This window comes from Variovorax sp. Soil_C_26, from assembly GCF_057657075.1.
The window spans coordinates 1-13253 of the sequence record NZ_JBDGJC010000009.1; the positions used below are offsets into that span (position 1 = coordinate 1).

A 13253-nucleotide genomic window follows, 5' to 3' on the forward strand; every position below is an offset into this window, starting at 1 on the left:
CTGCGCTTCGCCATCCGTGAAGGCGGCCGCACCGTGGGTTCGGGCGTCGTGGCAAAGATCCTCGACATCTAAGCCGGGCACAAAGAGTTCCGGAGGGGTATAGCTCAATTGGCAGAGCGTCGGTCTCCAAAACCGAAGGTTGTAGGTTCGATTCCTACTGCCCCTGCCACCTAGGTGGCATCCCGCAGAGCCTGCCGCACACCGGTGGGAAGCTCGAAAAAGCCCATCGTGACCCGATGGGCTTCGGCGTCTCAAGAGGCGCATTGAATTGAAGGCCGCAGGGCCACAGGAAACCAGCCGAACATGGCCACTTCTCAAATCGAAACCGTGAGCACGGGCGCCGACAAGGCCAAGCTGGCTGCGGCAGTGCTGCTGGCAGTGGGCGCCATCGTTGCGTTCTACCTGCTTGCGCGCCACGGCTCGCTGGTGCAATGGGGCGCGCTGCTGCTCGGTCTGGCCGCCGCTGTGGGCGCCTTCGGCAGTTCGGAGAATGGGCGCCAGCTGTGGGCTTTTGGCCGCGACTCCTGGCGCGAAGTCAAGAAGGTCGTCTGGCCGACCCGCAAGGAAGCGATACAGATGACGGCCTATGTGTTCGCCTTCGTGGCGGTCATGTCCGTCTTCCTCTGGCTCACCGACAAGACGCTCGAATGGGTGTTTTTCGACCTCATTCTGGGCTGGAGAAAATAAATGACAGACGACGCAGTTGAAGAAACCACGCCGGGCGGCGCCGAAGAGGCGCCTGCCTCGTTGCTGCCTCCCGCCGCCAACCCCGACCTGCGTTGGTACGTGGTGCATGCCTATTCGGGCATGGAAAAGGCCGTCGAGCGCAACATCACCGAGCGCATCAACCGCGCCGGCATGCAGGACAAGTTCGGCCGCATCCTGGTTCCGACCGAAGAAGTGGTCGAGATCAAGAACGGCCAGAAGCGCACTACCGAGCGCCGCTTCTTCCCGGGCTATGTGCTGGTCGAGATGATCATGGACGACGAGAGTTGGCACCTGGTGAAGCACACCAACAAGGTGACGGGTTTTGTCGGTGGCGCCAAGAACCGCCCGGCCCCGATCTCGCAGAAAGAGGTCGAGGACATCGTTAGCCAGATGCAGCAGGGCACCGAGAAGCCGCGCCACAAGGTCGAGTTCACCGTGGGTGAGTTCGTGCGCGTCAAGGAAGGCCCGTTCACCGACTTCAACGGCACCGTCGAAGACGTCAACTACGAGAAGAGCAAGGTCAGCGTGTCGGTCATGATCTTCGGCCGTGCGACGCCCGTGGAGCTCGAATTCAGCCAGGTCGAAAAGACCTGAGTCCCTGCTGGCCTGCGGGCCAGAACCGTTTTCCGGCTGCGCGCTTGTCCGACTCGGCGCGCGGCCTTGACAGAAGAGTCGTTCAACCCCGGGGAGCCGCGGCCGATGCCGAGGCGATATCACCCGCAAGGAGCAAAGCATGGCGAAAAAAATCGTCGGCTTCATCAAGCTGCAAGTGCCAGCTGGTAAGGCCAACCCGTCACCACCGATCGGTCCCGCACTGGGCCAGCGTGGTCTGAACATCATGGAGTTCTGCAAGGCGTTCAACGCGCAGACCCAGAGCTACGAGCCGGGTCTGGCGCTGCCGGTGGTCATCACCGCCTTCGCCGACAAGAGCTTCACCTTCATCATCAAGTCGCCGCCGGCCGGCGTCCTGATCAAGAAGGCGATCAAGCTCGACAAGGGCTCGGCACGTCCGCACACCGACAAGGTCGGCAAGATCACGCGCGCGCAGCTCGAAGAAATCGCAACGACCAAGATGAAAGACCTGACCGCGGCCGACATGGACGCAGCAGTTCGCACCATCGCCGGTACGGCCCGCTCGATGGGCGTGAATGTGGAGGGCGTGTAATGGCCAAGAACACCAAGAAGCAGAAGTCGCTCGAAGGCAAGGTCGACAGCACCAAGCTGTACCCGTTCGGTGACGCGATCATCCTCGTCAAGGAAGCCGCCACCGCCAAGTTCGACGAATCGATCGATGTGGCCGTGCAGCTCGGCATCGACGCGAAGAAGTCGGACCAGGTCGTGCGTGGCGCCGTCGTGCTGCCCAACGGCACCGGCAAGACCAAGCGCGTGGCCGTGTTCGCCCAGGGCGCCAAGGCCGACGAAGCCAAGGCCGCCGGCGCCGACATCGTCGGCATGGACGACCTGGCTGCGATGGTCAAGGCGGGCGACATGCCTTTCGACGTCGTGATCGCCGCGCCTGACGCGATGCGCGTGGTCGGTACGCTCGGCCAGATCCTCGGCCCGCGCGGCCTGATGCCCAACCCGAAGGTCGGCACCGTGACCCCGGACGTCGCCACGGCCGTGAAGAACGCCAAGGCCGGCCAGGTCCAGTTCCGCGTCGACAAGGCCGGTATCGTGCACGGCACGATCGGCCGCCGCTCGTTCGACAACGACAAGCTGCAAGGCAACCTTGCAGCGCTGATCGACGCGCTGGTCAAGGCCAAGCCCGCGACCAGCAAGGGCGTGTACCTGCGCAAGGTGGCTGTGTCGTCGACCATGGGCCTGGGTGTCCGCGTGGACACGCAGACCATCTCGGCGAGCTGATGAGATTGGCTCCGCCCCTGGCCTGACGGTGAGGGGCGGGGCGAATGTGGTGGGTCGCGGCGGCTTCGGTTGCCGTGGGCCATCCAAGACCGCTGGCGTGCAGGGTGCCTGCACTTAATGGCCGGACCTTTTGTCCGGCGGCCAGCGCAGATGGCGATCCCGCTGCAAGGATTTGTTCCGAAACAGTTGGTCGCTGCATGTAGCGCGATCCGAGGCCCCGGCCGAAGGTCGCATTAAAAGGAGTAGACCTTGAGTCTGAATCGCAGTGAGAAAGAAGCGGTCGTCAGTGACGTGACCAGCCTCGCCGCTAAAGCTCAAACGCTCGTGATGGCGGAATACCGTGGCATCACGGTGGCCGATATGACCAAACTGCGCAGCGAAGCTCGCAGCAAGGGTGTGACCCTCAGCGTGTTGAAGAACACGCTGGCACGCCGTGCTGTCGCTGGTAGCGCATTCGAAGTCATCGGCGACCAGATGACCGGCCCGCTGATCTATGGCTTTTCCGAAGACGCAGTGGCCGCCGCCAAGGTGGTGGCCGATTTCGCGAAGACCAACGACAAGTTGGTGATTCGCGGTGGCGCATTCGGCGGCAAGGCCCTGGACGTCGACGGCGTGAAGCAACTGGCCAACATCCCTTCCAAGGAAGTGCTGCTGGCGCAATTGCTGGGCTTGATGCAATCCCCGATTTCCCGGACCGCCCGCGTGCTCGCGGCACTGGCCGAGAAGCGTGGTGGTGGCGAAGCTGCACCCGTTGCCGATGCACCGGCAGAAGCGCAAGCGGCGTAAGCCTTGCGTTTGAAAAATTCAACCCAATTGTTAGGAAACAAAAATGGCATTCGATAAAGACGCATTTCTGACCGCGCTCGACAGCATGACGGTCCTGGAACTCAACGACCTGGTGAAAGCCATCGAAGAGAAGTTCGGCGTGAGCGCCGCTGCAATGGCCGCTCCGGCCGCCGCGGGTGGCGGTGCTGCCGCTGCTGCCGCCGAAGAGCAGACCGAATTCAACGTTGTGCTCGCCGAAGTCGGCGCGAACAAGGTGTCGGTCATCAAGGCCGTGCGCGAAATCACCGGCCTGGGCCTCAAGGAAGCCAAGGATCTGGTGGAAGCCGCTCCCAAGGCTGTCAAGGAAAGCCTGTCGAAGGCTGACGCCGAAGCTGCCAAGAAGAAGCTGGAAGAAGCCGGCGCCAAGGTGGAACTGAAGTAATTCAGTCCCCCTAGAGGGCTGGAGGCGCCTGGAAAGGCCCTCCAGCCTTTGCCGCTTTCAGAGCGCACTCAAAAACCGCCCCTCAAGGCGATTTTTGAGTGTTTTCTGACCCCGACTGCAGAAGACCCCTTGGTTCGGGCGATGTGCAACGCATCGCCGTCCGCCAACGGCTGGTAGTGGCCAGCCGCCAAGCAGTGGTGCCTCGGCACCGCTGACAAGTCGCTGAAGATCTCAAGCTCCGGAGCTCTCATGGCCCAATCGTCCGCGTACAGTTACACCGAACGCAAGCGCATCCGAAAAAGTTTCGGTAACCGCGATAGCGTCGTCGAAATCCCCTACCTGCTGCAGATGCAGAAAGACGCGTACACCGCGTTCCTGCAAGCCGGCATCGCCCCCAAACAACGCACCGTCGAAGGCTTGCAGGCCGCGTTCGACGCCGCGTTCCCGATCGTCTCGCACAATGGTTTTGTCGAGATGAAGTTCCTCGAGTACAACCTCGCGAAACCCGCCTTCGACGTGCGCGAGTGCCAGACCCGCGGCCTGACCTTCGCCTCGGCCGTGCGCGCCAAGGTTCAGCTGATCATCTATGACCGCGAGTCGTCGACTTCGCAGTCGAAGGTGGTCAAGGAAGTGAAGGAACAAGAGGTCTACATGGGCGAAGTGCCGCTCATGACCGACAAGGGTTCGTTCATCATCAACGGCACCGAGCGCGTGATCGTCTCGCAGCTGCACCGTTCGCCCGGCGTGTTCTTCGAACACGACAAGGGCAAGACGCACAGCTCGGGCAAGCTGCTGTTCTCGGCTCGCGTGATTCCCTACCGCGGCTCGTGGCTCGACTTCGAATTCGACCCGAAGGACATGCTGTACTTCCGCGTCGACCGCCGCCGCAAGATGCCGGTGACGATCCTGCTGAAGGCCATCGGCCTGAACCCGGAATCGATCCTCGCGAACTTCTTCGTGAACGACAACTTCCGCCTGATGGACAGCGGCGCGCAGATGGAATTCGTTCCCGAGCGCCTGCGCGGCGAAGTCGCGCGCTTCGACATCACCGACAAGTCGGGCAAGGTCGTGGTCGCCAAGGACAAGCGCGTCACCGCGCGCCACACGCGTGAACTCGAGCAGTCGGAAACCACGCACATCAGCGTGCCTGAAGACTTCCTGATCGGCCGCGTGATCGCACGCAACATCGTCGACGCCGATTCCGGCGAGATCCTGTCCAAGGCCAACGACGAACTGACCGAAGCGCTGCTGAAGAAGCTGCGCACGGCCGGCGTGCAGGACATCCAGGTGATCTATACCAACGAACTCGACCAGGGCGCGTACATCTCGCAGACCCTGCGCATCGACGAGACGGTCGACGAATTCGCCGCGCGCGTGGCCATCTACCGCATGATGCGCCCCGGCGAGCCGCCGACGGAAGACGCGGTGCAGGCCCTGTTCCAGCGCCTGTTCTACAACCCGGACACGTACGACCTGTCGCGCGTGGGCCGCATGAAGTTCAACGCCAAGGTCGGCCGCGACGAATCGACCGGCCCGATGGTGCTGACCAACGAGGACATCCTGGCCGTGGTCAAGATCCTCGTCGACCTGCGCAACGGCAACGGCGAAGTGGACGACATCGACCACCTCGGCAACCGCCGCGTGCGCTGCGTCGGCGAACTGGCCGAGAACCAGTACCGCACCGGCCTCGCGCGTATCGAGAAGGCCGTCAAGGAACGTCTGGGCCAGGCCGAGCAAGAGCCGCTCATGCCGCACGATCTGATCAACAGCAAGCCGATCTCGGCCGCGCTGAAGGAATTCTTCGGCGCCTCGCAGCTGTCGCAGTTCATGGACCAGACGAATCCGCTGTCTGAAATCACCCACAAGCGCCGCGTGTCGGCCCTTGGCCCGGGCGGTCTGACGCGCGAGCGTGCCGGCTTCGAAGTGCGCGACGTGCACGTCACCCACTACGGCCGCGTGTGCCCGATCGAAACGCCCGAAGGCCCGAACATCGGCCTGATCAACTCGCTGGCCCTGTACGCCCGCCTGAACGAATACGGCTTCATCGAGACGCCGTACCGCCGCGTGGCCGACAGCAAGGTCACCAACGAGATCGACTACCTGTCGGCCATCGAGGAAGGCAAGTACGTGATCGCCCAGGCCAATGCGGCCCTGGACAAGGACGGCAAGCTGACCGGTGACCTCGTGTCGGCGCGTGAAGCCGGCGAATCGATCCTGGTCGGTGCAGAGCGCGTCCAGTACATGGATGTGTCGCCCGCGCAGATCGTGTCGGTGGCCGCATCGCTGGTGCCGTTCCTCGAGCACGACGATGCGAACCGCGCGCTGATGGGCGCCAACATGCAGCGCCAGGCCGTGCCCGTGCTGCGCCCCGAAAAGCCGATGGTCGGTACCGGTATCGAACGCGTCTCCGCGGTCGACTCGGGCACCGTGGTCACGGCAACCCGTGGCGGTATCGTCGACTACGTCGATGCGACCCGTGTCGTGGTGCGCGTGAACGACGCCGAAGCGGCTGCCGGTGAAGTCGGTGTGGACATCTACAACCTGATCAAGTATCAGCGTTCGAACCAGAACACCAACATCCACCAGCGTCCGATCGTCAAGCGCGGCGACAAGATCGCCAAGGGCGACGTGATCGCCGACGGCGCATCGACCGACCTCGGCGAACTGGCCCTCGGTCAGAACATGCTGATCGCGTTCATGCCCTGGAACGGCTACAACTTCGAAGACTCGATCCTGATCTCGGAACGCGTCGTGGCTGAAGACCGCTACACCTCGATCCACATCGAGGAACTGGTGGTGATGGCGCGCGACACCAAGCTCGGTGCCGAGGAAATCACGCGCGACATCCCGAACCTGGCCGAGCAGCAGCTCAACCGCCTCGACGAGTCCGGCATCATCTATGTCGGCGCCGAAGTGCAACCGGGCGACACGCTCGTGGGCAAGGTCACGCCGAAGGGCGAGACCACGCTGACGCCTGAAGAGAAGCTGCTTCGCGCCATCTTCGGCGAGAAGGCTTCCGATGTGAAGGACACCTCGCTGCGTGTGGACCAGGGCTCGCAAGGCACCGTGATCGACGTGCAGGTGTTCACCCGCGAAGGCATCACGCGCGACAAGCGCGCCCAGCAGATCATCGACGACGAACTCAAGCGCTTCCGCCTCGACCTGAACGATCAGCTTCGCATCGTCGAAGCCGACGCGTTCGATCGTATCGAGAAGCTGCTGACGGGCAAGGTCGCCAACGGCGGCCCGAACAAGCTGGCCAAGGGCACCAAGCTCGACAAGGCTTACCTGTCGTCGGTCGAGAAGTTCCACTGGTTCGACATCCGCCCGGCGGACGACGAAGTGGCGTCGCAGCTCGAGTCGATCAAGAACTCGCTCGAGCAGACGCGCCATAGCTTCGACCTCGCCTTCGAGGAAAAGCGCAAGAAGCTCACGCAGGGCGACGAGCTGCCCGCGGGCGTGCTCAAGATGGTCAAGGTCTACCTGGCCGTCAAGCGCCGCCTGCAGCCCGGCGACAAGATGGCCGGCCGCCACGGCAACAAGGGTGTTGTCTCCAAGATCGTTCCGGTCGAGGACATGCCCCACATGGCCGACGGCACGCCGTGCGACATCTGCCTGAATCCGCTGGGCGTGCCTTCGCGGATGAACGTGGGCCAGGTGCTCGAAGTGCACCTGGGCTGGGCCGGCAAGGGCATCGGCCAGCGCATCGGCGACATGCTGCAGCAGGAGGCCAAGGTGGCCGAGCTGCGCAAGTTCATGGAGCAGCTCTACAACGGCTCGGGCCGCAAGGAAGACCTCAGCCAGCTGAGCGACGGCGACGTGCTGGAGATGGCGGCCAATCTGCAGACCGGCGCGACCTTCGCGACGCCGGTGTTCGACGGTGCCTCGGAAGAGGAAATCCGCGGCATGCTGAAGCTCGCCTACCCGGACGATATCGCCAAGCTCAAGGGCCTGACCGACACGCGCACGCAGGCCTACCTGTTCGACGGCCGCTCCGGCGACCAGTTCGAGCGTCCCGTCACCATCGGCTACATGCACTTCCTGAAGCTGCATCACCTGGTGGACGACAAGATGCACGCGCGCTCGACCGGTCCGTACTCGCTCGTCACGCAGCAGCCGCTCGGCGGCAAGGCGCAGTTCGGCGGCCAGCGCTTCGGTGAAATGGAAGTGTGGGCGCTCGAAGCCTACGGCGCCGCTTACGTGCTGCAGGAAATGCTGACCGTGAAGTCCGACGACGTGCAAGGCCGTACCAAGGTGTACGAAAGCATCGTCAAGGGCGAGCACACCATCGAAGCCGGCATGCCGGAGTCGTTCAATGTGCTGGTCAAGGAAATCCGTTCGCTGGGCCTCGACATCGAGCTCGAGCGTTCGTAATCAGAAGAGGAAAGAGTCACATGAAATCGCTACTCGACCTGTTCAAGCAGTTCACACCCGATGAGCATTTCGATGCCATCAAGATCGGCATGGCTTCGCCCGAGAAGATCCGTTCGTGGTCTTTCGGCGAGGTGAAGAAGCCCGAGACGATCAACTACCGCACGTTCAAGCCCGAGCGCGACGGCCTCTTCTGCGCCAAGATCTTCGGCCCCATCAAGGACTACGAGTGCCTGTGCGGCAAGTACAAGCGCCTGAAGCACCGCGGCGTGATCTGCGAGAAGTGCGGCGTCGAAGTCACGCAGACCAAGGTGCGCCGCGAGCGCATGGGCCACATCGACCTGGCCGCGCCCTGCGCGCACATCTGGTTCCTGAAGTCGCTGCCGTCGCGCCTGGGCCTCGTGCTCGACATGACGCTGCGCGACATCGAGCGCGTGCTGTACTTCGAAGCCTACGTGGTGACCGACCCCGGCATGACCCCGCTGAAGAAGTTCAGCATCATGTCCGAGGACGACTTCGATGCGAAGCGCAAGGAATACGGTGACGAGTTCATCGCCAAAATGGGCGCCGAAGGCATCAAGGACCTGCTGGAGGGCATCGAGCTCGACAGCGAGATCGAGAAGCTGCGCGGCGACCTGACCGGCTCCGAAGTCAAGGTCAAGAAGAACTCCAAGCGCCTGAAGGTGCTCGAGGCCTTCCGCAAGTCGGGCATCAAGCCCAACTGGATGGTGCTCGAAGTGCTGCCCGTGCTGCCACCGGACCTGCGTCCGCTGGTGCCGCTGGACGGCGGCCGCTTCGCGACCTCCGACCTGAACGACCTGTACCGCCGCGTCATCAACCGCAACTCGCGTCTGCGCCGCCTGCTGGAGCTCAAGGCTCCGGAAATCATCGCGCGCAACGAAAAGCGGATGCTGCAGGAAGCCGTCGACTCGCTGCTCGACAACGGCCGCCGTGGCAAGGCCATGACGGGCGCCAACAAGCGCGCGCTCAAGTCGCTGGCCGACATGATCAAGGGCAAGAGCGGCCGCTTCCGCCAGAATCTGCTGGGCAAGCGCGTCGACTACTCGGGCCGTTCGGTCATCGTGGTGGGCCCGACGCTCAAGCTGCACCAGTGCGGCCTGCCCAAGCTGATGGCGCTCGAGCTGTTCAAGCCCTTCATCTTCTCGCGCCTCGAAGCCATGGGCATCGCCACCACCATCAAGGCGGCAAAGAAGGAAGTCGAATCCGGCACGCCGGTGGTCTGGGACATCCTCGAAGAGGTCATCAAGGAGCACCCGGTCATGCTGAACCGTGCTCCGACGCTGCACCGCCTGGGCATCCAGGCCTTCGAGCCGATCCTGATCGAAGGCAAGGCGATCCAGCTGCACCCGCTGGTTTGCGCGGCGTTCAACGCCGACTTCGACGGCGACCAGATGGCCGTTCACGTGCCGCTGTCGGTGGAAGCGCAGATGGAAGCCCGCACGCTGATGCTGGCCTCCAACAACGTGCTGTTCCCGGCCTCGGGCGAGCCCTCGATCGTGCCTTCGCAGGACGTGGTGCTGGGCCTCTACTACACGACCCGCGACCGCATCAACGGCAAGGGCGAGGGCCTGATCTTCTCCGACATCGGTGAAGTTCAGCGCGCACTCGACGCCAACGAGGTCGAGCTGACCGCCAAGGTCGCTGTGCGCATCACCGAGTACACCAAGAACAAGGAAACCGGCGAATTCACGCCGTCGACCTCGCTCGTGGACACCACGGTGGGCCGTGCGCTGCTGTCCGAGATCCTGCCCAAGGGGCTGCCGTTCTCGAACATCAACAAGGCGTTGAAGAAGAAGGAAATCTCCAAGCTCATCAACATCTCGTTCCGCAAGTGTGGCCTGAAGGAAACCGTGGTGTTCGCAGACAAGCTGCTGCAGAACGGCTTCCGCCTGGCGACCAAGGCCGGCATCTCGATCGCCATCGACGACATGCTCGTGCCTGCCGAGAAGCACGGCATCATCGAGCGCTCCGCCAAGGAAGTGAAGGAGATCGAGCAGCAGTACGTCTCGGGCCTGGTGACCTCCGGCGAGCGCTACAACAAGGTGGTGGACATCTGGGGCAAGGCCGGCGACGAAGTGTCGAAGGTGATGATGGCCAAGCTCTCGAAAGAGAAGGTCATCGACCGCCACGGCAAGGAAGTCGAGCAGGAGTCCTTCAACTCCATCTACATGATGGCCGACTCGGGCGCGCGCGGTTCCGCTGCGCAGATCCGACAGGTGGCCGGCATGCGGGGCCTGATGGCCAAGCCCGACGGTTCGATCATCGAGACGCCCATCACCGCGAACTTCCGCGAAGGCCTGAACGTGCTGGAGTACTTCATCTCCACCCACGGCGCCCGGAAGGGCCTGGCCGACACGGCACTGAAGACCGCGAACTCGGGCTACCTGACGCGTCGCCTGGTCGACGTGACGCAAGACCTGGTGGTCACCGAGCAGGACTGCGGCACGCACGGCGGCTACCTGATGCGCGCCATCGTCGAAGGCGGTGAAGTGATCGAGTCGCTGCGCGACCGAATCCTGGGCCGCTCGGCTGCGGACGATGTGCTGCATCCGGAAAACCGTTCGGTGCTGCTGAAGGCCGGCGAGATGTTCGACGAAGACAACATCGAGGTCCTGGAGGCCGAGGGCGTCGACGAAGTCAAGGTCCGTACCGCGCTGACCTGCGAAACCCGCTTCGGCATCTGCGCGACCTGCTACGGCCGGGACCTGGGCCGAGGCGGCCTGATCAACATCGGCGAAGCCGTCGGTGTGATCGCGGCGCAGTCGATCGGCGAACCGGGCACGCAGCTGACGATGCGTACGTTCCACATCGGTGGCGCGGCATCGCGTGCGGCGGTGGCCTCGAGCGTCGAAGCCAAGTCCAACGGCGTGATCGGCTTCAACGCCACGATGCGCTACGTGACCAACAGCAAGAACGAACTGGTGGTGATTGCACGTTCGGGCGAGATCGTCATCCATGACGAACACGGCCGCGAGCGCGAGCGCCACAAGGTGCCGTACGGCGCGACCCTGGCCGTCAAGGCCGACCAGCAGATCAAGGCCGGCCACGTGCTCGCCAACTGGGATCCGCTGACGCGCCCGATCATCACCGAGTTCGCCGGCAAGACGCAGTTCGAGAACGTCGAGGAAGGCCTCACGGTCGCCAAGCAGGTGGACGAAGTGACCGGTCTGTCGACCCTGGTCGTGATCGACCCGAAGCGCCGCGGCGCTGCCAAGGTCGTGCGCCCGCAGGTGAAGCTCATCGACGCCTCCGGCGCCGAAGTGAAGATTCCGGGCACCGACCACTCGGTGACGATCGGCTTCCCGATCGGCTCGCTGGTGCAGATCCGCGACGGCCAGGACGTGGGCCCCGGCGAAGTGCTGGCGCGTATTCCGGTCGAAGGCCAGAAGACGCGCGACATCACCGGCGGTCTGCCGCGCGTTGCCGAGCTGTTCGAAGCCCGCTCGCCCAAGGACAAGGGCATGCTGGCCGAGATGACCGGTACCGTGTCGTTCGGCAAGGAAACCAAGGGCAAGATTCGCCTGCAGATCACCGACCCCGAAGGCGGCGTCTACGAAGAGCTCGTGCCGAAGGAAAAGAACATCCTCGTGCACGAAGGCCAGGTGGTGAACAAGGGCGAGAGCGTGGTGGACGGTCCGGCGGACCCGCAGGACATCCTGCGCCTCTTGGGTTCGGAAGAGCTCGCGCGCTACATCGTGGACGAAGTGCAGGATGTGTACCGCTTGCAGGGTGTGAAGATCAACGACAAGCACATCGAGGTGATCGTTCGCCAGATGCTGCGCCGCGTCGTGGTCGACAACATCGGCGAGACCAGCTACATCTCCGGCGAACAGGTCGAACGCAGCGAAATGCTCAACACCAACGACGCCCTGCGCGCCGAAGGCAAGATCCCCGCGACGTTCACGAACCTGCTGCTCGGTATCACGAAGGCGTCGCTCTCGACCGACTCGTTCATCTCGGCTGCGTCGTTCCAGGAAACGACGCGCGTGCTGACCGAGGCCGCGATCATGGGCAAGCGCGACGAACTGCGCGGCCTGAAGGAAAACGTCATCGTCGGCCGCCTGATTCCCGCAGGCACCGGCATGGCCTACCACCAGGCACGCCGGGCCAAGGACGCGATGGACGACGCCGAGCGCCGTGCCATCGCCGAGTCCGAGGCCGCCGAGCTGGCGGGTTCGACGAGCGATGAGTCCACCACGGCCGACGCCAGCGAAGGCGCCGCGTCCGAATAACGGGTTAGCATCGCCGGCATGACCGGTATCCGACGCCCCCCGACCGATCCGGCCGGGGGGCGTTTTTATTTGTTGAGCACCTTGCTTGTTGTTGCTGTTGCTGTCGTGAAGCGTCGTTGTCGATGAGCCTCTTGCCCGATTCATTCGCTGCCTGGGTCGTGCTCGCTGTGCTGCTGTTCTGGTTCGTGGGTGCCTACAACCGGCTCGTGCGCCAGCGCTCGGCCGTGCTGCAGGCCTATGCCACGCTCGATGCGGCGCTGCGCCGGCAGCTCGACTTCGTCCAGGCCCGCATCACCGAAGGCGCGCACGAGAGCGCGCACCCGGGCGCTTCGTCGGGCTCTTCTTCGTCTTCTCCTTCTTCTTCCGCGCCGCCGGCCTTTTCAGCCGCCGTGGCGCCGCTGCAGGCCGCCACCACCCAGCTCGCGACCTTGCTCGGCGCGACCCGCGTGCGGCCGCTCGATCCCGGCGGCATGGCGGCGCTCGGCACTGCGCTGCAGGTGCTGATCGGCGCCTGGCAGCGTCAGTATCCGGACGCGGTGACCGTCTTCGATGCCGACGGCACGCTCTCGCGGCCCGTGCCGCTGTTGCAGGACGGCGCGGCCGCGGTTTCCGTCACCGCCGCGGAGCCGATGGCCTGGCCCGAGCCGTCGGCCGCGGCCGAGATTGCGCGCGGCCAGTTCAACCTGGCGGTGGCGCAGTACAACGCCGCGATCATGCAGTTCCCGGCCGTGCTCGTGGCCTGGATGGTGCGGCTGCGTCCGGCCGCGCCGCTGCTCTGAGGTCGCAGCCGCCCGCACCGCGTGGAACTCCGTATCCTTTCCTTCTTCTATTGATTCGCGGGGCGCAGCGCT

The 13253-nt window shown here is 63.9% G+C and carries 10 protein-coding genes and 1 tRNA gene; all 11 read left to right on the forward strand.

Annotated features, from left to right (window positions below; genetic code table 11):
- On the forward strand, positions 1-72 hold a 72-nt coding region (locus AC3A6G_RS22225; protein WP_487861899.1), incomplete at its 5' end, for an EF-Tu C-terminal domain-related protein.
- Between the two features lie 21 nt (positions 73-93).
- Positions 94-169: transfer RNA gene (locus tag AC3A6G_RS22230), tRNA-Trp, on the forward strand.
- Between the two features lie 134 nt (positions 170-303).
- Positions 304-687, forward strand: coding sequence for a preprotein translocase subunit SecE (secE, locus tag AC3A6G_RS22235; RefSeq protein ID WP_487861888.1), 384 nt, complete (start codon positions 304-306; stop codon positions 685-687).
- Positions 688-1302, forward strand: coding sequence for a transcription termination/antitermination protein NusG (gene nusG, locus AC3A6G_RS22240; RefSeq protein ID WP_487861887.1), 615 nt, complete (start codon positions 688-690; stop codon positions 1300-1302).
- A gap of 139 nt (positions 1303-1441) precedes the next feature.
- Positions 1442-1873: a 50S ribosomal protein L11 gene (rplK, locus tag AC3A6G_RS22245; RefSeq protein WP_213958619.1), complete on the forward strand. Its 432-nt coding sequence runs from the start codon at positions 1442-1444 to the stop codon at positions 1871-1873.
- On the forward strand, positions 1873-2571 hold the full coding sequence (rplA, locus tag AC3A6G_RS22250; protein WP_487861886.1) for a 50S ribosomal protein L1: 699 nt from the start codon (positions 1873-1875) through the stop codon (positions 2569-2571). The genes rplK and rplA overlap by 1 nt, the downstream gene beginning before the upstream one ends.
- 249 nt (positions 2572-2820) lie before the next feature.
- A complete protein-coding gene (gene rplJ / locus AC3A6G_RS22255; protein WP_487861885.1) occupies positions 2821-3357 on the forward strand; it encodes a 50S ribosomal protein L10 in 537 nt (178 codons plus the stop codon).
- Positions 3358-3400: 43 nt separating this feature from the next.
- Positions 3401-3778 (forward strand): 50S ribosomal protein L7/L12, encoded by a 378-nt coding sequence (rplL, locus tag AC3A6G_RS22260; protein ID WP_487861884.1) that lies wholly within the window; start codon positions 3401-3403, stop codon positions 3776-3778.
- A gap of 249 nt (positions 3779-4027) precedes the next feature.
- The gene (gene rpoB / locus AC3A6G_RS22265) at positions 4028-8152 is read left to right on the forward strand and encodes a DNA-directed RNA polymerase subunit beta (protein WP_487861883.1); all 4125 of its coding nucleotides are present in this window, start codon (positions 4028-4030) and stop codon (positions 8150-8152) included.
- Positions 8153-8172: 20 nt separating this feature from the next.
- Positions 8173-12402, forward strand: coding sequence for a DNA-directed RNA polymerase subunit beta' (rpoC, locus tag AC3A6G_RS22270; protein ID WP_487861882.1), 4230 nt, complete (start codon positions 8173-8175; stop codon positions 12400-12402).
- 122 nt (positions 12403-12524) lie between these two features.
- Positions 12525-13181: a LemA family protein gene (locus tag AC3A6G_RS22275; protein ID WP_487861881.1), complete on the forward strand. Its 657-nt coding sequence runs from the start codon at positions 12525-12527 to the stop codon at positions 13179-13181.
- Positions 13182-13253: the final 72 nt, after the last annotated feature.